Source organism: Nocardioides sp. NBC_00850, from assembly GCF_045207335.1.
In the GTDB taxonomy this organism is placed as follows: Bacteria; Actinomycetota; Actinomycetes; order Propionibacteriales; family Nocardioidaceae; genus Nocardioides.
Genome location: NZ_CP108845.1, coordinates 5,323,315 through 5,347,988, shown reverse-complemented (window position 1 = coordinate 5,347,988; position 24,674 = coordinate 5,323,315). Strand labels below are relative to the sequence as shown.

Annotated in this window: 22 protein-coding genes; 14 read left to right on the top strand and 8 right to left on the bottom strand. The window is 69.9% G+C overall.

All coding sequences use genetic code 11. The annotated features are described in order from the left end of the window. Positions 1–3 precede the first annotated feature (3 nt). The gene (locus OH802_RS25850) at positions 4–249 is read left to right on the top strand and encodes a competence protein CoiA family protein (protein ID WP_406023263.1); all 246 of its coding nucleotides are present in this window, start codon (positions 4–6) and stop codon (positions 247–249) included. On the opposite strand, the gene OH802_RS25845 is transcribed toward OH802_RS25850, so the two are convergent. Further along, positions 246–1,592 carry a PLP-dependent aminotransferase family protein gene (locus OH802_RS25845; RefSeq protein ID WP_406023262.1) on the bottom strand — a complete coding sequence of 449 codons (1,347 nt, stop codon included), beginning with the start codon at positions 1,590–1,592 and terminating at the stop codon, positions 246–248. The genes OH802_RS25850 and OH802_RS25845 overlap by 4 nt on opposite strands. Before the next feature lie 74 nt (positions 1,593–1,666). On the opposite strand from OH802_RS25845, the gene OH802_RS25840 reads away from it, so the two are divergent. Next, on the top strand, positions 1,667–2,365 hold the full coding sequence (locus OH802_RS25840) for a pyridoxamine 5'-phosphate oxidase family protein (protein ID WP_406023261.1): 699 nt from the start codon (positions 1,667–1,669) through the stop codon (positions 2,363–2,365). 81 nt (positions 2,366–2,446) lie between these two features. On the opposite strand, the gene OH802_RS25835 is transcribed toward OH802_RS25840, so the two are convergent. Continuing rightward, a complete protein-coding gene (locus tag OH802_RS25835) occupies positions 2,447–4,879 on the bottom strand; it encodes a Tex family protein (protein ID WP_406023260.1) in 2,433 nt (810 codons plus the stop codon). A gap of 112 nt (positions 4,880–4,991) precedes the next feature. Here OH802_RS25835 and ndk point away from each other — a divergent pair, with 112 nt between their 5' ends. From ndk to OH802_RS25795, 8 genes are all read left to right on the top strand, one after another. Further along, the gene (gene ndk, locus OH802_RS25830) at positions 4,992–5,396 is read left to right on the top strand and encodes a nucleoside-diphosphate kinase (RefSeq protein ID WP_045549664.1); all 405 of its coding nucleotides are present in this window, start codon (positions 4,992–4,994) and stop codon (positions 5,394–5,396) included. 274 nt (positions 5,397–5,670) lie between these two features. Then, positions 5,671–6,696, top strand: a complete 1,026-nt coding sequence (locus tag OH802_RS25825; RefSeq protein ID WP_160024659.1) for a rod shape-determining protein — start codon at positions 5,671–5,673, stop codon at positions 6,694–6,696. Between the two features lie 73 nt (positions 6,697–6,769). Beyond that, positions 6,770–7,723, top strand: coding sequence for a rod shape-determining protein MreC (gene mreC / locus OH802_RS25820; protein ID WP_406023259.1), 954 nt, complete (start codon positions 6,770–6,772; stop codon positions 7,721–7,723). Next, positions 7,720–8,274, top strand: a complete 555-nt coding sequence (gene mreD, locus OH802_RS25815) for a rod shape-determining protein MreD (RefSeq protein WP_406023258.1) — start codon at positions 7,720–7,722, stop codon at positions 8,272–8,274. Before mreC ends, mreD begins: the two co-directional genes overlap by 4 nt. 160 nt (positions 8,275–8,434) lie before the next feature. Next, positions 8,435–10,522 carry a penicillin-binding protein 2 gene (gene mrdA / locus OH802_RS25810; RefSeq protein ID WP_406023257.1) on the top strand — a complete coding sequence of 696 codons (2,088 nt, stop codon included), beginning with the start codon at positions 8,435–8,437 and terminating at the stop codon, positions 10,520–10,522. Positions 10,523–10,532: 10 nt separating this feature from the next. Continuing rightward, a complete protein-coding gene (gene rodA / locus OH802_RS25805) occupies positions 10,533–11,756 on the top strand; it encodes a rod shape-determining protein RodA (RefSeq protein WP_406023256.1) in 1,224 nt (407 codons plus the stop codon). A gap of 209 nt (positions 11,757–11,965) precedes the next feature. Further along, positions 11,966–13,561 carry a S8 family peptidase gene (locus OH802_RS25800; protein ID WP_406023255.1) on the top strand — a complete coding sequence of 532 codons (1,596 nt, stop codon included), beginning with the start codon at positions 11,966–11,968 and terminating at the stop codon, positions 13,559–13,561. A 360-nt stretch (positions 13,562–13,921) separates the two neighbouring features. After that, a complete protein-coding gene (locus OH802_RS25795; protein ID WP_406023254.1) occupies positions 13,922–15,139 on the top strand; it encodes a S8 family peptidase in 1,218 nt (405 codons plus the stop codon). A gap of 70 nt (positions 15,140–15,209) precedes the next feature. Here the strand turns inward: OH802_RS25795 and OH802_RS25790 are convergent, their stop codons facing one another. Further along, entirely contained in the window at positions 15,210–15,884 is a 675-nt protein-coding gene (locus OH802_RS25790; protein ID WP_406023253.1) for a class I SAM-dependent methyltransferase, read from the bottom strand. A gap of 97 nt (positions 15,885–15,981) precedes the next feature. On the opposite strand from OH802_RS25790, the gene OH802_RS25785 reads away from it, so the two are divergent. Then, positions 15,982–17,952 carry a TIGR03960 family B12-binding radical SAM protein gene (locus OH802_RS25785; protein ID WP_406023252.1) on the top strand — a complete coding sequence of 657 codons (1,971 nt, stop codon included), beginning with the start codon at positions 15,982–15,984 and terminating at the stop codon, positions 17,950–17,952. 312 nt (positions 17,953–18,264) lie between these two features. Here OH802_RS25785 and OH802_RS25780 read toward each other — a convergent pair whose 3' ends face one another. Both OH802_RS25780 and OH802_RS25775 read right to left on the bottom strand, forming a co-directional pair. Beyond that, positions 18,265–18,645, bottom strand: a complete 381-nt coding sequence (locus tag OH802_RS25780; protein ID WP_406023251.1) for a RidA family protein — start codon at positions 18,643–18,645, stop codon at positions 18,265–18,267. 51 nt (positions 18,646–18,696) lie between these two features. Next, complete coding sequence (locus OH802_RS25775; RefSeq protein WP_406023250.1) at positions 18,697–19,119, bottom strand: GNAT family N-acetyltransferase; 423 nt, start codon at positions 19,117–19,119, stop codon at positions 18,697–18,699. 48 nt (positions 19,120–19,167) lie between these two features. Between OH802_RS25775 and OH802_RS25770 the strand changes: the two genes are divergently transcribed. Next, positions 19,168–19,536, top strand: coding sequence for a nuclear transport factor 2 family protein (locus OH802_RS25770; protein WP_406023249.1), 369 nt, complete (start codon positions 19,168–19,170; stop codon positions 19,534–19,536). A gap of 31 nt (positions 19,537–19,567) precedes the next feature. Here the strand turns inward: OH802_RS25770 and OH802_RS25765 are convergent, their stop codons facing one another. Further along, positions 19,568–20,560 (bottom strand): endonuclease/exonuclease/phosphatase family protein, encoded by a 993-nt coding sequence (locus OH802_RS25765; protein ID WP_406023248.1) that lies wholly within the window; start codon positions 20,558–20,560, stop codon positions 19,568–19,570. A gap of 100 nt (positions 20,561–20,660) precedes the next feature. On the opposite strand from OH802_RS25765, the gene OH802_RS25760 reads away from it, so the two are divergent. Further along, positions 20,661–21,389: a TIGR03936 family radical SAM-associated protein gene (locus OH802_RS25760; RefSeq protein WP_355231603.1), complete on the top strand. Its 729-nt coding sequence runs from the start codon at positions 20,661–20,663 to the stop codon at positions 21,387–21,389. A 24-nt stretch (positions 21,390–21,413) separates the two neighbouring features. Next, the gene (locus OH802_RS25755; RefSeq protein ID WP_406023247.1) at positions 21,414–22,610 is read left to right on the top strand and encodes a winged helix DNA-binding domain-containing protein; all 1,197 of its coding nucleotides are present in this window, start codon (positions 21,414–21,416) and stop codon (positions 22,608–22,610) included. A 27-nt stretch (positions 22,611–22,637) separates the two neighbouring features. Here OH802_RS25755 and OH802_RS25750 read toward each other — a convergent pair whose 3' ends face one another. Further along, positions 22,638–23,363: a hypothetical protein gene (locus OH802_RS25750; protein ID WP_406023246.1), complete on the bottom strand. Its 726-nt coding sequence runs from the start codon at positions 23,361–23,363 to the stop codon at positions 22,638–22,640. Next, the gene (locus OH802_RS25745; protein WP_406023245.1) at positions 23,360–24,256 is read right to left on the bottom strand and encodes an ABC transporter ATP-binding protein; all 897 of its coding nucleotides are present in this window, start codon (positions 24,254–24,256) and stop codon (positions 23,360–23,362) included. The genes OH802_RS25750 and OH802_RS25745 overlap by 4 nt, the downstream gene beginning before the upstream one ends. Positions 24,257–24,674: the final 418 nt, after the last annotated feature.

The following is a 24,674-nucleotide window of genomic DNA, read 5'->3' as shown; positions in this document are numbered from 1 at the left end:
CAGATGGCAACCGACGACGAGACCGCGACCGACTGGGCACTCTGCCCGGCGTGCGGGAACGCGCTGGTGCTGCGGCGGCCGCGGACGCGTACGGCCCACTACGCGCACAAGGCCGGGGAGTCGTGCCGGCTCGTCGGCGCGCAGCTGCGGCGTACCAGCTCCGGGTGGGCCGTCGGCGGTGGCGAGGACGACCCGGACAGCCTCGAGAACCTCTTCGACCTGATCGAGGACGACGCACCCGGCCGCTAGGCCCTGAGCGCGCCGGTGATCGCGGCGAGCGCCTGATCGAGCTCCGCGTCGGTCACTCCGCCGAAGCCGATCACCAGGCCGGTCAGGCCGCTGGAGCGGGCGTAGGTGGAGAGCAGGTTGATCTCGAAGCCGGCAGTTCGGGCGGCGTCGCGGGCTCGGCGCGCATCCGTCTCGGGCAGCAGCCAGGTGGAGTACATCCCGGCGAGCGGGCCGGCGAGCGTGGCGTACGGGGTCATCGCCTCCGCCACCCTCGGGGCGCGCTCGGCGTAGACGCGGCGGGCGGAGCGTACGGCCCTGTCCAGCCAGCCGTCGCGGAGCAGCGTCAGCAGTGCGCGCTGCGAGGGCCAGGCGGCGCCGGCGTGGGTGATGGTGCGGCGGCGCAGGATCAGCTCGTGCAGATCGGGCGGCGCGACCAGCCAGCCGAGACGAAGCGTCGGGACCACCGACTTCGCCGCGGTGCCGAGATAGACCACCCGGCCGCGGTCCAGCCGCGCCATCGCGGGCACCGGCGCGACGTCATAGCGGAACTCCGAGTCGTAGTCGTCCTCGATCACCACCGCGTCCGCCCGTCGGGCGGCCTCCAGGAGGGTCAGCCGGTCGGCCGCCGGCATGACGCGTCCCAGCGGGTGCTGATGCGCCGGAGTGACGTACGCAGCCACCGCATCACCCAGGTCGCTCACCGTCTCCACGACGGGCAGGTCGACGACCTCACGACCGTAGGTGAGCACCGTCTCGGCAGCGGCCCGGTATCCCGGGTCCTCCACCGCCACCGGCCCGGGCCGCAGCTCGGGAAGCAGCGCGCGAAGCCCGTCTGTGGTGCCCGCGGTCACGAGGATCTCGTCCGGATGGAGCTCCAGGCCGCGGGTGCGTCCGAGCCTCGCCGCCAGCGCCTCACGCAGCTCGAGCAGACCGCGCGGATCGTCGTAGCCAGGCGGGGGAGTGGCGACCGAGACCTCCCGCCACGCCCGCCGCCATCCCGGCTCCAGCCGCGGGTCGAAGAACGGCGTGCCCGTGTCCAATCGCGACGTCACCCCGGTCGGCCGAGGCGTCGGCCGCGTCGGCCGAGACGTCATCTGGGGTGCCACTGCGGTCGTCGGGGTGCGGGTCGCGGTGACGTACGTCCCGGATCCGCGGCGCGCCTCGAGCCAGCCCTCGGCGGTGAGCTGGTCGTAGGCCTGCTCAGTCACCGCGCGCGAGACGCCCAGGTCTGCCGCGAGCGCACGGCTCGAAGGCAGCCGGTCGCCGGTCCCGAGGGTGCCAGTGAGGACCAGGGCGCGGACCTGGCCGGCGAGCTGGGCGGGGAGCGGCTCGCCGGAGGTGCGGTCGAGGGTCACGGGGAGCATCGGTTCGAATGGCCTGTCGGAGTCGGTCGGAATTGGCCCGTGCATGCAGGCCACTTCGCTACCAGGATGGTGCCATGAGCACGACGTTGTCACCCACCCCACGCACCCGGATCAGCCGCGGGAAGAACCGCGCCGTCCCCGACCGCGAGCGCCTGCACACCTTCCTCGGCGAGGCACTCATCGCCCACCTGGGCGTCACCGTCGGGTCGGGCGACGAGGCCCACCCGGTCGTCCTGCCCACCGCGTACGGCTTCGATCTCGACGGCCCGGACGCAGGCGGGTCGCTCTACCTGCACGGCTCTGTGGCCGCCGGCTGGCTCGCGCGGGCGCTGGAGCGCGACGTGTGCGTCACGATCACCGAGCTCGACGGTCTGGTCGCAGCGCGGAGCGGGTTCCACCATTCGATGAACTACCGCTCTGCCGTGGTCATCGGCCGCGCACGCCTGGTCGAGGACCCAGAGGAGCGCGAGCGCGCCCTCGCCCTGGTCGTCGACCAGATGATCCCCGGCCGCTGGGACACCCTGCGTCCGGCGACCCGCAAGGAGCTCGCCGCGACCGCCGTACTCGCCCTCCCGCTCGCCGAGGCGTCGATGAAGGCGCGCGCCGAGGGGCCGGTCGACGACCCCGACGACATCGAGGCCGGGACCTGGGCGGGGGTCATCCCGATCCACCGCGTCGCCGGCGCCCCGGTCACCGCCGAGGACGCGACCGGGCCGGTGCCGGAGGATGTCGTACGCCGCGCCGCCGGGCTGGACCTTCGTCAAGGTATGTAGCCGAAGGGTCACATCCCGTGCGGAAGTCCGCTGGGGATGTGACCCTTGACCTGCATACCTTGACGAAGGAACAGGCGACGCTCAGCTGAGACCGGCGCGCCGCAGCGCATCTGCCATGGCGCTGTTGGCCGGCGCGGACGAGCCGCGCCCGCCACCCTGGCCACCCTGGCCGCCACGGTTGCCACCGGGACGCCCGCCACCCTTGCCGCCGCCGTTGCCCTTGGGTCCGCCCTTGCCCTGGCCACGCTGGCCACGGCCGGGGCGGCCGCCGGACTCGCCCTTGGCGGGAGCTTCCGCGGGAGCGTCGTCGTTGAGCCGGAGCGTGAGCGAGATCCGCTTGCGGGCCTCGTCGACCTCCTGGACCTTGACGCGCACCACGTCACCGGAGCGGACCACGTCGCGCGGGTCCTCGACGAACTTGTCCGACATCGCGGAGATGTGGACGAGGCCGTCCTGGTGGACGCCGATGTCGACGAAGGCGCCGAAGGCGGCCACGTTGGTGACGGTGCCTTCCAGGACCATGCCGGGACGCAGGTCGGCGATCACGTGCACCGACTCGGAGAAGGTCGCCGTGCGGAACTCCGGACGCGGGTCGCGTCCGGGCTTCTCGAGCTCGGCGAGGATGTCTGTGACCGTCGGCAGGCCGAACTTCTCGTCGACGAACTCCGACGGCTTCAGCGACTTCAGCGCCGAGGCGTTGCCGATCAGCGACCCGATGTCCGCCGACGCCTTGTCCAGGATGCGGTTGACGACCGGATAGGCCTCCGGGTGCACACCGGACATGTCGAGCGGGTCGTCGCCGCCGCGGATCCGGAGGAACCCGGCCGCCTGCTCGAACGCCTTCGGGCCGAGTCGCGCCACCTTGGTGAGCTCGCGGCGGGTGCGGAAGGGGCCGTTGGTGTCCCGGTGCGCGACGATCGCCGAGGCGAGCGACTCGGTGATCCCCGAGACCCGGCGCAGCAGGGGAGCCGAGGCGGTGTTGAGGTCGACGCCGACGCCGTTCACGCAGTCCTCGACGACGGCGTCCAGGGACTTGGAGAGCCCGTATTCGGGCAGGTCGTGCTGGTACTGCCCGACGCCGATCGACTTCGGCTCGATCTTCACCAGCTCGGCCAGCGGGTCCTGGAGACGGCGCGCGATCGACACCGCCCCACGGATCGACACGTCGAGATCCGGAAGCTCGGCGGAGGCGTAGGCCGAGGCGGAGTAGACCGAGGCGCCCGCCTCGGAGACCATCACCTTGGTCATCTTCAGGTCCGGCAGCAGCTTGAGCAGGTCGGCGGCGAGCTTGTCGGTCTCGCGCGAGGCGGTGCCGTTGCCGATCGCGATCAGGTCGACCGAGTGCTTCTTCGCCAGCTTCGCCAGCGTGGCCAGTGATCCGTCCCAGTCGCGCCGCGGCTCGTGCGGGTAGACCGTCGAGGTGTCGACCACCTTGCCGGTCGCGTCCACGACGGCCACCTTCACGCCCGTCCGGATGCCGGGGTCGAGGCCCATCGTCGCCCGGGTGCCGGCCGGCGCGGCCAGCAGCAGGTCGCGCAGGTTGTCGGCGAAGACCGCGATCGCGGCCTCCTCGGCGGCGGTGCGGATCCGGGTGCGCATGTCGAGCTCGAGGCGGAAGAGGATCCGCGTACGCCACGCCCACCGCACCGTCTCGGCCAGCCACTTGTCCGCCGGACGGCCGGAGTCCGTGATCCCGAAACGAGCAGCGATCGAGCGCTCGTAGTCGGTCACCTCGCCCGGCTCCGGCTCCTCGGCGTAGGGGGAGAGGGTGACGTCGAGAACCTCCTCCTTCTCCGCGCGCAGGACGGCCAGGGTGCGGTGCGACGGTAGCGATGCGTACGCCTCCGAGAACTCGAAGTAGTCGGAGAACTTCGCCGCCGCCGGGTCGTTCTCGCGGCCCTCGCGGACGCGGGTCACCAGGCGACCCTGCTTCCACATCCGCTCCCGCAGCGTGCCGATCAGGTCGGCGTCCTCGCCGAACCGCTCGACCAGGATCGCCCGGGCGCCGTCGAGCGCGGCCTTGGTGTCGGCGACCTGCTCTCCGAGGTACTTCTCCGCCTCGACGACCGGGTCCAGCGACGGGTCGGCCAGCAGACCGTCGGCCAGCGGCTCGAGCCCGTTCTCGCGGGCGATCATCGCCTTGGTGCGACGCTTCGGCTTGAACGGCAGGTAGATGTCCTCCAGCCGCGCCTTCGTATCGGCGGCGAGGATCGAGGCCTGCAGCTCCGGGGTGAGCTTGTCCTGCTTCGCGATCTCGGCGAGCACGGCGGCACGCCGCTCCTCCAGGTCGCGCAGGTAGCCGAGTCGCTCCTCCAACGTACGCAGCTGGGCGTCGTCGAGGCCGCCGGTCACCTCCTTGCGGTAGCGCGCGATGAACGGCACCGTCGAGCCCTCGTCGAGCAGGGCGACCGCTGCGGTCACCTGCGCCGGGCGCACCCCGAGATCTTCGGCGATGCGGGCCGGGATGGCGGCCATCGAGTCTGCGAGCGTCGGAGCTGATGGGGTTGTCGTCACGGGGCGCCATCCTGCCGCATCCCACCGACATGGTTTCAACATGGCCGACAAGTGCACAGCGGCGACCGGCCCGAACGTGCCCGGGCGGGCCCTCACCGATACGCTCGGCCCCATGACGCAGCGCACGTTCGTGATCCTGAAGCCCGACGCCGTCCGCCGGGGCCTGGTGGGGGAGATCCTGTCCCGCTACGAGGCCAAGGGCCTCTCGATCGTGAAACTGGAGCACCGCACCATCGACGCGGGCATGGCCGACGAGCACTACGCCGAGCACGTCGAGCAGCCGTGGTACCCGCCGCTGCGTGACTTCGTCACCTCCGGCCCGCTCGTCGCCGCCGTCCTCGAGGGCGACGAGGCGATCGAGGTCGTCCGCGCGCTCAACGGTGCCACCGACGGTCGCAAGGCCGCCCCGGGCACCATCCGCGGCGACTACTCCCTCTCCAACCGCGAGAACCTCGTCCACGGCTCCGACTCGCCCGAGTCGGCCGACCGCGAGATCAAGCTCTGGTTCGGCGCCTGAGGCGACCGGAGAGTCTGACCCGAGATCGCGCCGGTGGCCCTACCGGCGCGATCTCTCATTTGCCCTGGAGGCCGCTTTCGCGGGCCTCTGTCAGCCGTTCCGCAACACCCGGTGAACACAGGCATCCCCTGGTTCGGCGAAGTGGATGCACCCCGTATCGTTGCGGTTTCGGCGAGCCTCTCCGGATTGAGGCTCGGACCTTCGTAGCCTCGTCGGGAGGCCCGCATCCTGCAGCACAGATCCCCGACGCGGCGCCCCGGGAACGCGAGGACGCATGGCGAGCATCATTGGACGTGACATGGCGGTGGACCTCGGCACCGCAAACACACTCGTCTACGTCCGCGGCAAGGGTGTCCTTGTCGATGAGCCGAGTGTGGTCGCGCTCAACAAGAACACCGGCGAGATGGTCGCCGTCGGCCATGAGGCCAAGAAGATGCTGGGACGTACGCCTGACGACATCGTCGCGCTGCGACCGCTGAAGGACGGCGTGATCGCCGACTTCGAGGCGACCGAGCAGATGCTCCGCTACTTCATCCATCAGGTCCATCGCCGCCGCTACTTCGCCAAGCCGCGGATGGTCATCTGCGTCCCGTCCGGGATCACCGCGGTCGAGATCCGCGCGGTGAAGGAGGCCGGCTACCAGTCCGGCGCCCGGATGGTGAACATCATCGAGGAGCCGATGGCGGCCGCGATCGGCGCCGGGCTCCCGGTGCACCTGCCGACCGGAAACATGGTCGTCGACATCGGCGGCGGCACCACCGAGGTCGCGGTGATCAGCCTCGGCGGCATCGTCACCTCGCAGTCGATCCGGACCGCCGGCCACCAGCTCGACAACGCGATCATGACCTGGCTGAAGAAGGAGCACGCGCTGCTCCTGGGAGAGCGCACCGCCGAGGAGGTCAAGATGACCCTCGGCTCGGTCTGGCCGCTGCCCAACGAGCCCGAGGCCGAGATCAGGGGACGCGACCTGGTCAGCGGCCTGCCGCGCACCGTGACCGTCTCGAGCGCCGAGGTGCGCAAGGCGATCGAGGAGCCGCTGCACGACATCTTCGACGCGGTCCGCTCCACCCTCGACCAGACCCCGCCCGAGCTGGCCGGCGACATCATGGACCGCGGCATCGTGCTGACCGGCGGTGGTGCCCTCCTGCGCGGGCTCGACGAGCGCCTGCGCCACGAGACCGGCATGCCCGTCCACGTCGCCGAGTCCCCGCTGACCTCGGTCGCGATGGGAGCCGGCCGCTGCGTCGAGGACTACGACGTGCTCCGCCCCGTCCTGGTGAACGAGAACAGGAGATGGTGACGTGTCGTTGCTGAGCCCCCGCCCCAGCGAACGTCTGCGCAAAGGGCTGGAACAACGCAAAGGGCCAAAACCCATGGCCCGTACGCCGCGGGAGCGGCTCAACCGCCGCGGCAGCCTCGAGACCAAGGCCGGCGGCGGTGGTCCGAAGCGCTCCTGGCTGATCGCGCTCATCCTGTGCTGCGCGACGCTGGCCACGCTCGACCAGACCCCCGTCCTGGAGCCGGCCCGCGCCGCCGTCGGCGAGGTGATCTCCCCGCTGGAGACCGGCGCGGCGCTGGTGGCCCGCCCGTTCACCGACATCCCGGAGTGGTTCGACACCCGCGACGAGCTGCGCGACCGGGTCGCGAAGCTCGAGGCCGAGAACTCCACGCTGCGCCGCCAGGTCGAGGTCACCGACCACGGCCGCGCCAAGCTCGCCGAGTACGAGTCGATCACCCGCGCCGCCGAGGACCTCGGCTACGCCATGGTGCCGGCGCGGGTCACCGCCTACGGCCCCGCCCAGACCTTCAACCGCACCGTCACCATCGACGCCGGCAGCGCCGCCGGGATCAGGTCCGACATGTCGGTCGTGACCGGCGACGGCCTGGTCGGCCGGGTCCTGCGGGTCACCAAGACCTCGGCGACGGTCCTGCTGATCGTCGATGCCGCCTCGGTCGTCGGCGGCCGCCTCGGCGGTGCCGACCGCAGCGGCAAGAAGTCCGGCCAGGTCGGCATGGTCCGGGGCTCCGGCGTGGTCGCCGGAGGCGCCAACGCCGGTCTGCTGACCCTCGACCTCGTCGACCAGTCCACCACTCCGCTCAAGGGCGACACGGTCATCACCTGGGGTGACGGCCGGGCCGCTCCTTACGTCTCCGGGCTGCCGATCGGCGAGGTGACCGACAGCTTCGAGAGCGTGCGTGACTCCTCGCAGACGGTCCGGATCAAGCCGTACGTCGACTTCGGCTCGCTCGACGTCGTCGGTGTGGTGGTGCCCAACGACACCATGAGCGACCGGGCCGTCATCACACCGGAAGGGGAGCTGCGATGAGCGAGATGGAAGGCCGTGCCTCCGGCGCCGCTCCGGTGCTGCGCAACGTCCTGGTCGGCATGCTGGTCGTCATCGCCGTCGTCCTCCAGTTGAGCGTGGCGCCGGCCTTCGCCATCCGCGGGATCACCCCTGACCTGGCGCTCCTGGTCGTCCTCGCGGTCGCGCTCACCCGTGGCGGGCAGGCCGGTCTGGTGACCGGGTTCGCCGCCGGCGTACTCCTCGATCTGGCGCCGCCCGCCGACCACACCGCAGGCCGGTGGGCGCTCGCGCTGCTGATTGTCGGCTACGTCGCCGGACGCGTCCGCGAAGGGAGCATCGGCGAGGGCAGCATCCACGGTGGCCAGGGCCGTCCCAACGCGATGACCGTGATGGCCACGGTGGCCACCTGCGCGTTCATCGGGGTCAGCATCTTCGCGGTCAGCGGCCTGATCCTGGGGGAGGCGCCGCTGACGCTGCTGCCGACCGTGGCGATCAGCGTGGGCTACGACCTGCTGCTGGCGCCGTTGCTGATCCCGGCGCTGCTGTGGCTGATCGGCAAGGGAGATCTCTAGTGCCCCGCCCCTCGATTCCGCACCGTAGGTCGCACGCTGCGCACGCACCTCGCTGCGTTGGCGCCGCTCGGAAGACACCCGGTATGCCATCGCGACGCCGCCTTGCGATGCACGCACGCATCGCACGACCTACGGCACGGCCTCTCGGGTTGGGGCACTGATGGCGGCGAGTCGACTCTCCACCGCCCAGGTCAGCCGGCTGCGGCTGATCGTGATCCAGGCGCTCGTCTTCTCGCTGCTGGCCACGCTCGGGGTCAGGCTCTTCTACCTGCAGGTACGCCACGGCGACGCCTATCAGGCAGCCGCGGCCTCGCAGTCCAAACGCGAGATCGTGCGCCAGCCGGTGCGCGGCATCATCGTCGATGCCCAGGGCCGGCCGATGGTGACCAACCGCTCCGCCTGGGTGGTCAGCCTCGACCAGGGCGTGCTCGACGGGCTCGACGACGACGACAGGAAGACGCTGATGGCCCGCGTCGCCAAGGCCGTCGACGTGTCCCCGAAGAAGCAGAACGAGGCGATCGCCAACTGGTCCGGCACCCGCTACCAGCCGGTCCCGATCGCCACCGACGTCTCCGAGTCGACCGCGCTGCGCATCCTCGAGCAGCCGGAGGACTTCCCCGGAGTGGTCGCGGAGAAGCAGACGCTGCGCTCCTACCCGAGCCCTTACGGCATCAACGCCGCCGGCGTGCTCGGCTATCTCTCTCCGATCACCGAGGACGAGAACGACAACGCCAAGGAGCGCGGCGACGAGTCGCTCAACAACACCTCGATGGTGGGTCGCTCCGGCGTCGAGAAGGAGTACGACCAGTGGCTGCGCGGGATGCCCGGCTACGACACCGTCACCGTCGACTCGCTCGGCCGTGAGATCGGGCGCGGCGACTCGGTCGCCTCCCAGCCCGGCGACACGCTGGTGACCAGCATCGACGCCAAGGTGCAGGGCCGCGCCGAGAAGCTGCTGGCCGAGTCGATGGAGACCGCCCGCAACACCTTCGACAAGATCACCGGCCGCAACTACGAGGCCGACTCCGGCTCGGTTGTGGTCATGGAGGCACAGACCGGCCGGCTGGTCGCGATGGCCAGCCAGCCGACGTACGACCCGGAGGAGTGGGTCGGCGGGATCACCCAGAAGCAGCTCGACAGGCTCTACTCCGAGAAGGCGGGCTACCCGCTGCTGCCGCGGGCCACGCAGGGCCAGTTCGCGCCCGGCTCGACGTGGAAGCCGTTCATGACGGTCGGTGCGCTCAACAACGGCTACAGCCGCGACACCCAGCTCGACTGCTCCAGCGGACTCCAGGTGGGCAACCGCTGGTTCAAGAACTACGAGTCGGCCGCCTACGGCTACATCGACTTCGCCGAGGCGCTCGAGCTCTCCTGCGACACGTTCTTCTACCGGATCGCGGTCAACTACTGGCAGAAGTACGGCTCGAACCCGGCCGACGTCAAGGCCAGGGATCCGCTGGTGGACACCGCCAAGGCCTTCGGCTTCGGCAAGCGCACCGGCATCGACCTGCCAGGGGAGTCGGCGGGCCGGATCGCGGACCGGAAGTGGAAGGCCGAGTACTACGAGGCCATGAAGGGCTACTACTGCCGGATGGACGAGAAGAAGAACGCGCCGACCTCGTTCCTGCAGCTGTTCGCCCACGAGTTCTGCATCGAGGGCAACTACTACCGCACCGGTGACGCGGTGAACTTCTCGATCGGGCAGGGCGACACGATGGTCACCCCGATCCAGCTGGCCCGGGCCTACGCCTCGCTGGCCAACGGGGGCACCCTCTTCGAGCCCAGGGTCGGGAAGGCTGTCGTCAGCGGCGACGGCACCGTGGTCGAGAAGATCGACCCGAAGGTCTCCGGCAAGGTCAAGATGTCGGCCAAGAGCATCGACTACGTCAACGAGGCGCTCCTCGGCACCCCACGCGCCGGCACCCTGGCCTGGAAGTTCGGCGGGTTCCCGCTCGACGAGGTGAAGGTGCGCGGCAAGACCGGCACCGCCGAGGTCACCGGCAAGCAGACGACCGGCTGGGTCGCTACGTACAACAAGAAGTACGTCGTCATCATGACGATCTCCCAGGGCGGCACCGGCTCGGGCTCGGTCGGTGATGCCGTACGCAAGCTGTGGGAGACGCTCTACGGAGTCGAGGAGGGCGGTGCCGAGGTGCGGCCCGACAAGGCCGCGATCCGGGGCATCGACCCGCCGAGGAACCTGCCCGCATTCGGTGCCGACGGCTCGATCGTCGCCCCGAAGGACTGAGGGGCAGAGCATGAAGAACGACGTGATGGCCTTCGTACGCCGCATCGACCTGGTCCTCCTGGGCGCGGTGCTCGTCCTGGTGTCGCTCTCGGTGCTGCTGGTCTGGTCCGCGACCATCCACCGCGATGCGATCACGGGTGGCGACACCACCGCCTACCTGCGCAAACAGGCGATCAACGTGGCCGCCGGGCTGGTGCTGATGGTGGGCGTGGTCGCGACCAACCACCGCTGGGTCCGGCTTCTGACACCCGTGGTCTACCTGGCCGCGGTGATCGGGCTGGTGCTGGTGCTCGTGATGGGCTCCACGGTCAACGGGTCGAAGTCGTGGGTGAATCTCGGGCCGGTGCAGGTCCAGCCCTCGGAGCTGGCCAAGCTGGCCGTGGTCATCGCGATGGCGCTGGTCCTGGCCGAGCGCAGCGAGGGCCGCTGGCGGGCACGGGTGTCGGTGGGCGACGTGATCGCGATGATCCTGGTCGCGGCGGTGCCGATCGTCCTGGTCCTGCTCCAGCCCGACCTCGGCACCACGCTGGTGCTCGGTGTGACGGTCTTCTGCGTGCTCGCGGCCGCGGGAACGCCGCGTCGATGGCTGGCGCTGCTGGCGTTGACCGCTGTGGCGGGTGCCACGACGGTGGTCGCGACCGGGGTGCTGAAGCAGTACCAGATCAACCGGTTCATGGCGTTCACCGATCCGTCGCTGGATCCTCGCGGGGCCGGCTACAACGTCCAGCAGGCGCGGATCGCGATCGGTGACGGCGGCATCTTCGGGCAGGGTCTCTTCCAGGGCTCGCAGGCGCGTGCCGGCTTCGTCCCCGAGCAGCACACCGACTTCATCTTCACGGTCGTGGGGGAGGAGCTCGGGCTGGTCGGCTCGCTGCTGGTGATCGGGCTGATCGGCGTCGTGCTGTGGCGCGGACTGCGGATCGCGGCGCGCACCGACGACCTCTTCGGGCGCGTGGCAGCGGCCGGGATCGTGTGCTGGCTCGGCATCCAGAGCTTCCAGAACATCGGGATGTGCCTGGGCATCATGCCGGTCACCGGGGTACCGCTACCTTTGATCTCCTACGGCGGTTCCTCGATGATCGCGGCCCTGCTGGCGGTGGGTCTGCTGCTGGGCATCTCGGCCCGTTCGCGGCGCACCGGTCTGGACCGGTCCGGACCACTTCAGGACCTCCGCTCGCGTGATCGCCTGCAGGTTGCTGCAGTGCGAAAAGATGTCGCGTTTCATCGAAATTAAACTCGATTACGTTCCGTCCCGGTTGCCCTACAGGGCATCTGTGACCCCTTGCAGCCTCAACCCGAGGCTGCTTGACGACGGGAGCAGCAATCGTGAACCGACCCCACAGAGCTCGTAGTCTCGGGCTCCGCTTCGACAGAACCCAGCGCCTCGGCGCACTGGCAGCAGCGACGGTCACCGCCGTCGGTGCCGCTACCACCATCCTGGCCATGTCCGGTCCCGCCGGCGCAGCAGACAGTCCGGCACCGCTGATCGGTGCCGAGAGGTCGACGGCCATCGACAACTCCTACATCGTCGTGATGAAGGGCAGCGGTGCGGCGGCCAAGGCCAACGCCGCCGACGCCCGGGCGCTCGCCAAGGAGAAGGGTGGCTCGGTGAAGTACGCCTATGACAAGGCGGTCACCGGATTCTCCGCCACGCTCGACGCCGACGCGCTCGACGCGCTCCGCAGCAACCCCGATGTGGACTACATCGAGGCCAACCAGGTCGTGAAGGCCAGCGGCGACCAGGCCAACCCCACCTGGGGGCTCAACCGGATCGACCAGCGCAACCTGCCGCTGAACTCGAACTACCACTACGACTACACCGGCTCGGGTGTGAAGGCGTACATCATCGACACCGGCATCCGTTCCGCGCACGCGGACTTCGGCGGCCGGGTGACCTCCGGCTACACCGCCATCGGGTCCAGCACCGAGGACGAGAACGGCCACGGCACCCATGTCGCCGGCACCGTCGGCGGGTCGACGTACGGTGTCGCCAAGAACGTCACCCTCGTGCCCGTCCGCGTGCTCGACGCCTCCGGGTCCGGCACGACCGCCGGCGTGATCGCGGGTGTGAACTGGGTGACCTCCAACCACACCTCCGGTCCGGCGGTCGCCAACATGTCGCTCGGCGGCGGGGTCTCCTCGACCCTCGACTCCGCGGTCTCCAGCTCGATTGCGGACGGTGTCACCTACGCCGTGGCCGCGGGCAACGACTCCGGTGCGAACGCGTGCAACGGCTCGCCCGCCCGAGTGGCCGGAGCCCTGACCGTCGGCTCGACGACCAACACCGACGCCAGGTCGAGCTTCTCCAACATCGGCTCGTGCGTCGACCTGTTCGCCCCGGGCTCCTCGATCACCTCGGCGTGGCACACCTCCAACACGGCGACCAACACGATCTCCGGTACGTCGATGGCGACCCCGCACGTCGCGGGAGTGGCAGCGCTCTACCTGCAGGCGAACCCGACGGCATCGGCCTCCGCCGTCGCCTCGGCGATCAACTCCAACGCCACCACCGGCGTGGTCACCTCGCCCGGGACCGGTTCACCCAACCGTCTCCTCCATTCGCTGTGGAGCGGTGGCACCGACCCGACGGACCCGCCGACCACGGGCAACCTGCTGACGAACCCGGGCTTCGAGTCGGGCGCGACCGGCTGGAGCGCCTCCTCCGGTGTGATCGACAACTCGAGCAGCGCGCCGGCGCGTACGGGCTCCTACAAGGCGTGGCTGAACGGCTACGGCTCCGCCCACACCGACACGCTGTCGCAGTCGGTCACCCTGCCCACGACCGGCAAGACCCTGTCGTTCTACCTGCGGGTCATCACCAACGAGACGACCACCTCGACGGCCTACGACAAGCTGACCGTCAAGGTCGGGTCGACGACGCTGGCGACGTACTCCAACCTGAACGCGAGCTCGTCGTACTCGCTGAAGTCGTTCTCGCTCGGGTCCTTCGCCGGCAGCACCGTCACACTGACGTTCACCGGCACCGAGGACTCCTCGCTCGGAACCAGCTTCCTGATCGACGACACCTCCGTCGCCTGATCTCGGGCGCACATCCGATGGCCTGATCCGAGGCCTGACCACGCCGGGTCGCTCGCGTAACGCGGGCGGCCCGGCGTGTTGGTTACAGCCATTTTTCCTACCTTGTTTATGGCCTGTTTATGGGTGTTCACCTTTGGTATCTGCACGTTGCTGCAATGCGAAGAGTTGGGTCGTTACGGGTGCTACGTAACGTGATTACGTGGTTGACCGAACGCTTCGGGTTGCGGCCGTAGGGAGGGCGCAGGGCGTTCGGCCGGCACGTGCGAGGTCTGCGCGTGGGACCACCTACAGGCGGTTCCCAAGTCCGGTGCAATGAATGGTTGTGGCCCCATCGGGCCGCACGATGACGGGAGTCAGTTCGTGAACCGAACCATCAAGAACCGGGCCTTCAAGGCGCCGGCAGTCATCTCCGCCGTAGCTGTTGGAGCAGCAGCCTCGGCGATCGCTTTCACCGTCCCGGCCGGTGCCGCGGACAGTCCTGCACCGCTGCGCGGCGCGGACGCCTCGACCGCAATCGAGGGCCAGTACATCGTCGTGATGGAGAAGCAGGGCCGCAGCGACATGGCCAAGTCCGAGGCCAAGTCGGTCCGCAGCGAGGCCCGCGACGCCGGTGGAGACGTACGGGAGGTCTTCAACACGGCGTTCAACGGCTTCTCGGCCTCGCTCGACAAGGACGCGCTCGAAGAGGTCCGCTCCAACCCGGACGTCGCCTACGTGCAGGCCAACCACCGCTACACCACCCAGGGTGACCAGGCTGACCCGACCTGGGGTCTGGACCGGGTCGACCAGGCCGCGCTGCCGCTCGACAAGAACTACCACTACGAGCAGACCGGTGCGGGCGTGACCGCCTACATCATCGACACCGGCGTCGCGACCGACCACTCGGAGTTCAGCGGCCGCATCGGTGAGGGCTTCGACGCCGTCGACGGTGACACCGACCCGACCGACGGCAACGGCCACGGCACCCACGTCGCGGGCACCGTCGCCGGCACCACCTACGGTCTGGCCAAGGAGGCCACGATCGTTCCGGTCCGTGTCCTCGACGACCAGGGCTCCGGCACCACCGAGGGTGTCGTCGCGGGCATCGAGTGGGTCACCGAGAACCACACCGACGGCCCGGCCGTCGCCAACATGTCGCTCGGTGGTGGCAACGACGCCGCTCTCGACGCGGCCGTCCAGGCCTCGATCGCCGACGGCGTGACCTACGCCGTCGCGGCCGGCAACGAGAGCTCCGACGCCTGCGGTTCCTCGCCGGCGGCCGTTCCGGAGGCGATCACCGTCGGTGCCACCGACGACACCGACGCCGCCGCGGACTTCTCCAACACCGGTGAGTGCCTCGACATCTTCGCCCCCGGCGTCGACATCACCTCGGCCTGGAACGACGGCTCGACCAACACCATCTCCGGTACGTCGATGGCGACCCCCCACGTCGCCGGTGCCGCCGCGCTCTTCCTCGAGGCGAACCCCTCGGCCACCCCGGCCGACGTCGCCACGGGCCTGACCGGCGCCGCCACCCCCGACGTGGTCACCAACCCGGGCACCGGTTCGCCGAACCTGCTGCTCACCACGCTGTTCTGAGCCACCGGCTCTGAGCTCAGGGTGTTGGGGCCGTCCGGGAGGGGCGGCCCCAACACCCATTTCCGCTCCGCTACAACGGCTTGGTCCACTCGATGGTGTGCCGGAACCCGAGGCGGCGGCGGATCGAGGCGCCGGGCATGACGTCTCGGACGGTCTCGCGCAGCTCGTCGAAGGGCATCGTCGGGTCCGTGATCGGGACCGGGGTGACGGGTGTGCCGTCGGCCGACGGCCACGGATGCTTGACGTAGCCGATCACCGGATTGGTCACGGCTGACGCGAGGTCCCAGAGGTGATCCGTCGCGCTGCGCGGCGGCGCGAGGCCGACCGCCAGGAAGCGCCCTCCCGGCTCCAGGAGACGGCGCACATCAGCGAGGGCGGCGGCGACGTCCAGATGGTGCAGGACGGCGACCATCGTGACCAGGTCGACCGGCCCGGTGGTCTCGGCCCAGGGGCGACCGTCGACGGTGACGTTGGCGAGACCCGCGCAGCGGGCGGTGGCGTGTCGCCGCATCTCCTCGTCCCGATCGTTCCCGCGGACCGCTGCGAACCGCGGCGACAACGCGGCGACGAGCTCGCCGCGGCCGCAGCCGACGTCCAGCGCGCTGCGGCGCCACGCCGGCAGGTTCGCGAGGATCCAGCTGTGGAAGTGGTCGTTGTGGCTCCAGGGATGCCGGGCGTTGAGCCTGGCCATGCCTGTCGCCACGGTCCCGCCGGCGAACTCTCCTGCCCACGTACGCAAAGCCATGCCCGGCATTCTGTCCTCGCGACGCCAGGTTTGGTAGGGGAGTCAGGAGGCGGCGTACGCTTGGGGTTGATCGTTCCCGAGCTTTGAGGTGCCCATCGTGACCGTCGCCCAGAGCGACCTCGTTCCTGAGTCTGTCTTCCCTCGGCTGGAGCCGCGCCTGGCGCTGGTGTCCAAGCCGATCCAGTACGTCGGTGGGGAGCTCAACTCGACCGTCAAGAAGTGGGACGAGGTCGAGGTGCGGTGGGCGCTGATGTACCCCGACGCCTACGAGGTCGGCCTGCCCAACCAGGGTGTCCAGATCCTCTACGAGGTGCTCAACGAGCGTGACTGGATCGCCGCCGAGCGCACCTACGCCGTGTGGCCCGACCTCGAGAAGATCATGCGCGAGGGTGACGAGCACGGGCCGATCCCGCAGTTCACCGTCGACGCCCACCGTCCGGTGAAGGCGTTCGATGTGTTCGGGCTCTCGTTCTCGACCGAGCTCGGCTACACCAACATGCTCAACGCGCTCGACCTCGCCGGGATCCCGTTGCACGCGGTCGACCGCGGCGACGACGACCCGGTGGTGCTCGCCGGCGGCCACGCCGCGTTCAACCCCGAGCCGATCGCCGACTTCCTCGACGCTGCCGTGCTCGGCGACGGCGAGGAGGTCGTGCTCAAGATCTCCGAGGTCGTGCGCGAGTGGAAGAAGGACGGTCGCCCCGGCGGCCGCGACGAGCTGCTGCGGCGCCTCGCCGTCTCCGGTGCCGTCTACGTGCCGAAGTTCTACGACGTGAACTACGCCGCCGACGGCCAGATCGAGGCCGTGGTCCCCAACCGCCCCGACATCCCGTGGCGGGTGCGCAAGCACACCCTGATGGACCTCGACGCCTGGCCCTACCCGCGGAATCCCTTGGTGCCCTTGGCCGAGACCGTGCACGAGCGGTTCTCGGTGGAGATCTTCCGCGGCTGCACCCGTGGCTGCCGCTTCTGCCAGGCCGGGATGATCACCCGCCCGGTGCGCGAGCGCTCGATCACGACCATCGGCGACATGGTCGAGAACGGGATCCGGAAGTCCGGTTTCGAGGAGGTCGGCCTGCTCTCGCTGAGCTCGGCGGACCACACCGAGATCGGTGACGTCGCGACCGGCCTGGCCGACCGCTACGAGGGCACCAACGTGTCGCTCTCGCTGCCCTCGACCCGTGTCGACGCCTTCAACATCACCCTGGCCAACGAGTTCTCCCGCAACGGCCGTCGCTCCGGTCTGACCTTCGCCCCCGAAGGTGGTTCCGAGCGGATGCGCAAGGTGATCAACAAGATGGTCACCGAGGAGGACCTGATCCGCACCGTCGGAGCGGCCTACTCCCACGGCTGGCGCCAGGTGAAGCTCTACTTCATGTGCGGCCTGCCGACCGAGACCGACGAGGACGTGCTCCAGATCGCCGAGCTCGCCAAGAAGGTCATCGCCAAGGGCCGCGAGGTGTCGGGCCGCAACGACATCCGCTGCACCGTCTCGATCGGTGGCTTCGTACCCAAGCCCCACACCCCCTTCCAGTGGGCCTCCCAGCTCGACCACGAGACCACCGACGAGCGGCTGCAGAAGCTGCGCGACGTGGTCCGCTCCGACAAGAAGTTCGGCCGGGCGATCGGGTTCCGCTACCACGACGGCAAGCCCGGCATCGTCGAGGGCCTGCTGTCTCGCGGCGACCGTCGGGTCGGCCGGATCATCGAGCACGTCTGGCGCGACGGCGGCCGCTTCGACGGCTGGAGCGAGCACTTCTCCTACGACCGCTGGATGACCGCCGCCGAGACCGGTCTCGCCGGCACCGGCGTCGACCTCGACTGGTACACCACCCGCGAGCGTGAGTACGACGAGATCCTCCCCTGGGACCACCTCGACTCCGGCCTCGACAAGGACTGGCTCTGGGCCGACTGGGAGGACGCCCTCGCCGTCGCCAACGGCGAGGACATCGAGGTCGAGGACTGCCGCTGGACCCCCTGCTACGACTGCGGCGTCTGCCCGGAGATGAACACCGACATCCAGATCGGCCCCACCGGCAAGAAGTTGCTGCCGCTGTCCGTGGTCTGAGTCGTACGACTCGTCTGAGAGCCGTCGCTTTCCCGCATGTGCACCTCACATGCGGGAAAGTGACCGCCGTAGCTCTTGATCGGGGACTAGTCGCGCGCATCGTGCCGGTGACGGGGTCTTCGGAGACGGCCCAGCAAGAGACCACGTAGGGCTCGTCTCCGGAGATGGAGAGTCCGTAGCGCCAGGCAGCCTCGTCCTCGGGGATGTCGAGGTACTTTGCCACGGCGTTGGAGCAGAGCGGATCAGCTTCGGCTTCAGCATCCTCGAACCAGCCCTTGTCGGGGAGCGTGGAGCCGGCGACCTCCACCCCAGCTAGATGGCGGCGGTGGCCTCCACCTCGATGAGTACGTCGGGGCGGAAGAGGCCGGCGACCTGGACCAGCGAGCTGGCCGGCGGGTGTGCGAGGTCGACGAACTCGTCGCGTACCGACCGGATCAGCGGCAGCTCGGTGGTGTCGACGACGAAGTAGGTCAGCTTCACCACATCCGCCCAGGCTGCGCCCGCGGCGGCCAGGGCCACGCCGAGGTTGACGAAGGTCTGCCGGGTCTGCGCCTCCCAGCCGTCGGCCACGGCGCCCTCGTCTGTGACGCCGACCTGGCCCGAGGTCACGACCAGCCGGGCGCCGGGGTCGGTGATCACCGCGTGGCTGTAGCCGGCGGGTGCGGGAAGGTCTTCGGGGGTCAGGAACTCCATCCGCTGAAGGTAGACCCGACTCGGTCTCTTTGGCGACCGGTTACCCGCCGCTCAGCCGACCGGGCGGACCCAGCGGCGCCACTCGGCCTGCGACTCGTATCCCGAGCTCTTCCACAGCGACTGCCCCAGGTCGTTGCCCTCCAGGACCATCGCGTCGATCCGGCCCGCGCCCAGCGCCACGAGACGGGTCTCGGCGTGGTCCAGGAGGCGGCGGGCCAGCCCCTGGCGGCGTACGTCGGGATGAACCGCCAGCCGGTAGAGGTGGGCGCGCCAGCCGTCCCACCCGGAGATCAACGAACCGACGACCCGGCCCTCCTCGGTGACCGCGACCGTGCAGGCCTCCGGGTCGCGCGAGATCAGCGTCTCGACCTTCACCGCGGAGTCCGTCGGCCGCGAGTCGTTCTCCGCAGCCACCTCCCACAGCTCGAGAAGTGCGGGGACGTCAGCAGCAGCGGCTGGGCGCAACTCGATCACGGCGGGAAGTCTCCCACGCCCTCGCTCGACCACCGGTAGGTTGCCGCCATGTCGGACAACAGTTCACTGGCACGTAGATATCTCCAGCTCCTCGATGCTCGAGAGTGGGACGCCTTGGCGGCGGTGCTGGACGAGGACGTCGTCTACGACATGCCGCAGACCCGCGAGCTGATCATCGGGCGCCAGGCGTTCCTCGAGTTCAACCAGACCTACCCCGGAGAGTGGCGCCTCAGCCCGAAGATCGTGATCGCCGACGACGATCGGGCCGTGGTCTGGTTCGACTGGAGGATGGGGGACGAGTCCGGTGAGTCGCAGACGTTCCTCGAGATCCGTGGCGGCCGGATCACCCGAGTGACCGACTTCTGGCCGGAGGCGTACGACCCGCCGGAACGCGCAGTATCGGTCGAGCGCTACTGACGCGCCGGCCGTCGTACCCGACGCTGGAGCCTCAGCAGTCCGCGGCGCCGCGCATGGCGAAGTCGATGCTGACGGCGTGGTGGTCGGAGAGGCCGGTGGGGGTGACGTTGCCGTCACCGGCGGAGAGCCAGGAGTTGGGGAGCAGGTAGTCGACGCGGCCGCCGCCGTCGTGGCTGGCGCCGAGAGAGGCGCCGGCGTCGGACAGCGTGCCCAGTGCGGCGCCCAGGACGCTGGAGCCGTCGCCTGCGTTCAGGTCGCCGCCGAGGAGCTTGGCGCCGTCGTAGGCGTTCACCTTCGACATGACCGCACCGATCTGGGCCTGCCGCAGCGAGTCGGAGGTGTGGTCGAGGTGGGTGTTGAAGACGACCAGGCGCTGGCCCTCGACGAGGATGTTGGCCCGGAGCACGCCGCGCTGCTCCTTGCCGTCACGGTTGGGCAGGTGGGTGTTGTCGTAGCCGTCGATGGGGTAGCGCGACAGGATCGCGGTGCCGTAGCCACCGCGGTCGGTGATGTAGGCGTTGGCGCCGAAGACCGACTGCATGCCCAGGTGCGAGGCGATGATCGCCGGCTGGTCGACATTGCCGGAGCGGCGGCGGTTCTGGTCGACCTCCTGGAGGAGTACGACGTCGGCGCCAGAGGCCCGGATCACGCTCGCGATGCCGCCGAGCTCGCCGGGGGAGACCCGGCCACCCTTGATGTTGAAGGTCATCACGGTCAGGTTGCGCGGGACCGCGCACGGGTCGATCTTCGGCTTCTTCGGGGCCTTGTCGATCGCCGGCGGTGCGTCCAGCGTCTTGAACTTCGGCAGCGGCTCCGACAGCGCCGAGGCGGAGGCCGACGGGCTGGCCGCATCGGGATCGGCGCTCGGTGAGGAGGAGGTGTCCGCGGAGGCCTGCCTGGAGTCGCTCAACCGGGGTGCGAGGACGGTCAGCGCGGCGATGGCGCCGACCGTGAGGACCACCGCGAAGATCGGCAAAAGCTCCTTGAGGCGTACCGAGAACTTCCTGCTTCTGTGGTGGGTCACCGCGCGAGTCTCCCATTTTTCGTGCGCAAACCGTTACAGACCGTTCGCCTTCCATTCGCCGGATGGGTGATCGCGCCCGAGGACCGACATAATCGACCTCGTGCGTCAACAGCCCGAACAGCAGGCCCCGCCGGTCCAGCGTCTCCGCATCCGCTACGCGAAGCGCGGCCGGCTCCGGTTCACCAGCCACCGCGACTTCAGCCGCGCCTTCGAGCGCGCGGTCGCGCGGGCACGGATCCCGGTGGCCTACTCCTCGGGCTTCAACCCGCACCCGCGCATCTCCTACGCCGGTGCGGCGCCGACGGGAGCGGCGAGCGAGGCCGAGTACGTCGAGCTGGGACTGCGCGAGACGGTCGACCCAGCCGCGACCAAGGCTGCCCTGGACGAGGTCATGCCCGACGGCCTCGACCTGATCGACGTCGTGGACACCGCCACCTCGCCCAAGGGTGCGCTGGCCGACCTGCTCACCGGCAGCGAGTGGATCATCGACCTGCCGACGGCGCCGGAGGAGGCCGCTGCGGCGGTCGAGGCGTTCCTCGGAGCCGAGGAGGTCATCGTGTCCCGGATGACCAAGAAGGGTCTGCGTGAGTTCGATGCCCGAAGCGCGGTCGTACGCCTCGGCTCGGCGCCCCGTGAGGGTGGCTCCCGGCTGGAGCTCCTGCTCAAGCACGGCACCCCGACCGTACGTCCCGACGACGTCGTCACCGGCCTGGAGCGCATCGGCGGTCTGAAGGTCGGCCCCGAGCACGGCGGACTGCCGCTCCTGACCCGGCTCAGCCAGGGAGTCTTCGACGAGGCTTCCGGCACGATCGGCGACCCGCTCCACTAACGTGCCTTGGGTGAGGCTCTGCCGATGAGAATGGTCACCGACCGTGAGCGCCGGGCGAGACTGGCCCGCCGGCACGGGATCGCCCCCGACCACAGGTACGCCGACGTGGTGGCCGCGACGCAGGCGATGACCGCTTGGCACGCGACCGAGGCCGCGACCGTCCACCTCGCCCTGCACGCGCGGGTCCACGACCTCTGCGTCGAGGACGTCGATCGGGCGCTCTACGAGGAGCGCTCGCTGGTCAAGCAGCTGGCGATGCGGCGTACGCTCTTCGCCTTCCCGCGCGACCTGCTGCCGGCCGCGCTGGGGAGCGCCTCGGCCCGGGTGGCCGCCCAGGAGGAGAAGAACCTCTATAAGTGGCTGACCGCGGGTGGCATTCACGAGGACCAGGACGGCTGGATCGAGAAGGCGTACGCGGCGACGCTCGCCGCGCTCGCCGACGGAGAGCCGCGGACCACGACGCAGTTGCGCGAGCTGGTGCCCGAGCTCGACGCGCGTTTCCAGCTCGGCACGCCGGGGAAGAAGTGGGGCGGAGAGTTTCCGATCGGCCGCTGGGTGATCGGCACTCTCGCGGCGCAGGGTCGGCTGATGCGGGCGACCAACCTCGGTCACTGGCGGCTGAACAAGCCGGCCTGGACGCTGACCGAGTCGTGGCTCGACGAGGTGCCGGTCCCGCTCGCGTCTGCGGAGGGCTATGCCGAGCTCGTCCGCCGCTGGCTGGGGACCTTCGGTCCGGGCACCGAGGCCGACGTGGTCTGGTGGCTCGGGTCCACGAAGTCGGCCGTGCGGGCCGCGCTCGCCGAGGTCGGTGCCGTGGAGGTCGGGCTCGAGGGCGGTGGCACGGGATGGGTCCTTCCGGACGACCCGATCGCCACCTCGCCGGAGCCCGAGATCGAGCCCTGGGCCGCGCTGCTGCCCACCCTCGACCCCACCGTCATGGGCTGGAAGGAACGCGGGTTCTATCTGGACGCCGAGGATGTGGCGTACCTCTTCGACTCCAACGGCAACGCCGGCAACACCGCCTGGTGGGACGGCCGGATCGTCGGCTGCTGGGTTCAGGACGCGGACGCGACGGTGCGGGTGATCCTCCGCCACGACATCGGCGGCGCGGGCCGCGCGGCGCTGGAGGCCGAGGCGGAGCGGTTGACCGCCTGGCTGGACGGTGTGGTGATCACCAACGTGTACGCCTCGCGGCAGATGAAGGATGCGCGGCTCCCCTAGGGACGACCGCGCCACCCACAGGCGGGGTCAGACGTCGCGGCGGCGCAGCACCCAGGCCGAGCCGGCGACCAGCCCGACCGCCCAGGTCAGGAGTACGCCGCCGAAGAGCCAGTCACCCTCGACGAGCGCGTACCCGGCCGGTGCCGGGGTGTAGTCGATCGCGGTCTCCAGCCACGACCAGCCGAACCGCTGGGCGAGCAGCCCGAGCAGTTCCGGCATCAGCAGCAGCAGGAAGAGCACGAAGGAGAGCGCGCCGGCGGTGCGGCGGAACAGGCCGCCGAAACCGAGGCCGACGGTCGCGAGCAGTGCCAAGAACACGCCGAGCCGCAGGACGAGTGCGACGTCGTCGCCGGTGAGGTCGCCGAGCTCCCCGAGCCGGATCGCCGCGGCCAGCAGGCCAAGCCCGGCCACGGCCACCCCAGCCACCAGAACGCTGGTCGCCACGACCAGCGCCTTGGCGCTCATCACCCGGGTCCGCGAAGGCGTACAGGCGAAGGTGACGGTGATCGAGCGCGATGCGAACTCCGCGGTGATCGCGAGGATGCCGAAGGCGGCGGCGAGGAACTGGACGAAGTACTGCGTCGACCCGATCACCGACGCCGTGGAGGCGACGGCCGACGGATCGCCGTCGTCGGCCTGGAGCAGCGAGGTCAGCAGCATGATCGCGGTCGCGCCGCCGAGGAACCAGAGCGAGGAGCGTACGGTCCGGATCTTGAGCCACTCCGAGCTCACGACCCGTGCGAGGGCATTCACGCGGCACCTCCGGCGGTGTACTCGACGGCATCCGCGGTCAGCTTCACGTAGGACTCCTCCAGGGTCGGTTCGACGGGTTCGAGCAGGTGCAGGAGCACCCCGGCCCGATGGGCGAGCGTGCCGACTTCCTCGGTGGACAGCACCGCCACGGTCAGCTCGTTCTCGCCGTGCCAGGTGACCTCGTGGCCGGCCAGCAGATCGGCGAGCGGGCCGAGGTCGGGGCCGCGTACGCGGGTGCCGCTGGGGGAGAGGAACTCGCTCATCGGCGCGTCGGCGACCAGGCGCCCGCGGCCCAGGACGACGAGCCGGTCGGCGGTCTGCTCCATCTCGCTCATCAGATGGGAGGAGACGAAGACGGTGCGGCCCTCGGCGGCGAGGCCGCGAAGCAGCGTACGAATCCAGCGCACGCCGTCGGGATCGAGGCCGTTGACCGGCTCATCGAGCATCAGCACCTTCGGATCGCCGAGGAGCGCGCCGGCGATGCCGAGCCGCTGGCTCATGCCCAGGGAGTACATCCCGGCGCGGCGGCGGCCGGCAGCGGTCATGCCGGTCAGCTCCAGAACCTCGTCGACCCGGCGGTCCTCGATGCCCTGGCTGCGGGCCATCGCGCGCAGGTGGTCCCGTCCCGAACGGCCCGGGTGGACCGCCTTGGCGTCCAGGAGCGCGCCGATGGTGTGCGCGGGACGGTCGAGATCGGCGTACGCCTTGCCGTCGACGGTCGCAGTGCCCGACGTCGCGGCGTCGAGGCCGAGGATGAGACGCATCGTGGTCGACTTCCCGGCGCCGTTGGGGCCCAGGAAGCCGGTCACGGAGCCGGGCTCGAGATCGAGGGTGAGGTCGTCCACGGCGGTCTTGTCGCCGTACCTCTTGGTGAGGTTGCGCAGTTGGATCACGGACCGAGCCTAGGCGCGCGGCCCGGTGGGCGAATCAGCCCGCGGGATGATCTGGCACGTCCGTCCAGGGGCGTACGTCATCCCGGATATCGATCTGTTGACAGGGTGTATGCGATACTCCGAGACGACTGCTCAAACAATCGGGCCCGCCCCGAGGAATGGACAGTCCGACGACGCCTCGCCGGCGTGGGTCCTCCGGGGCCGCACTCCGGCACGCAGGAGGTAGGTCGTCACCAGACCGCGACGCAGGCCTAGCAGGTCAGTGAGAGCGACTCGCCCGGGAAGGTCCCGGACGGCCGAGCGACCGCGGCAGGTGACGAACCGCCGCCTGTGACGCACCGCTGCGGAGGATGCCGCCGCCCTGACAAGCTTTGCGCCGCGATGCGGCTGCTACGTGGAAAAAGTTCGATACTGCGCA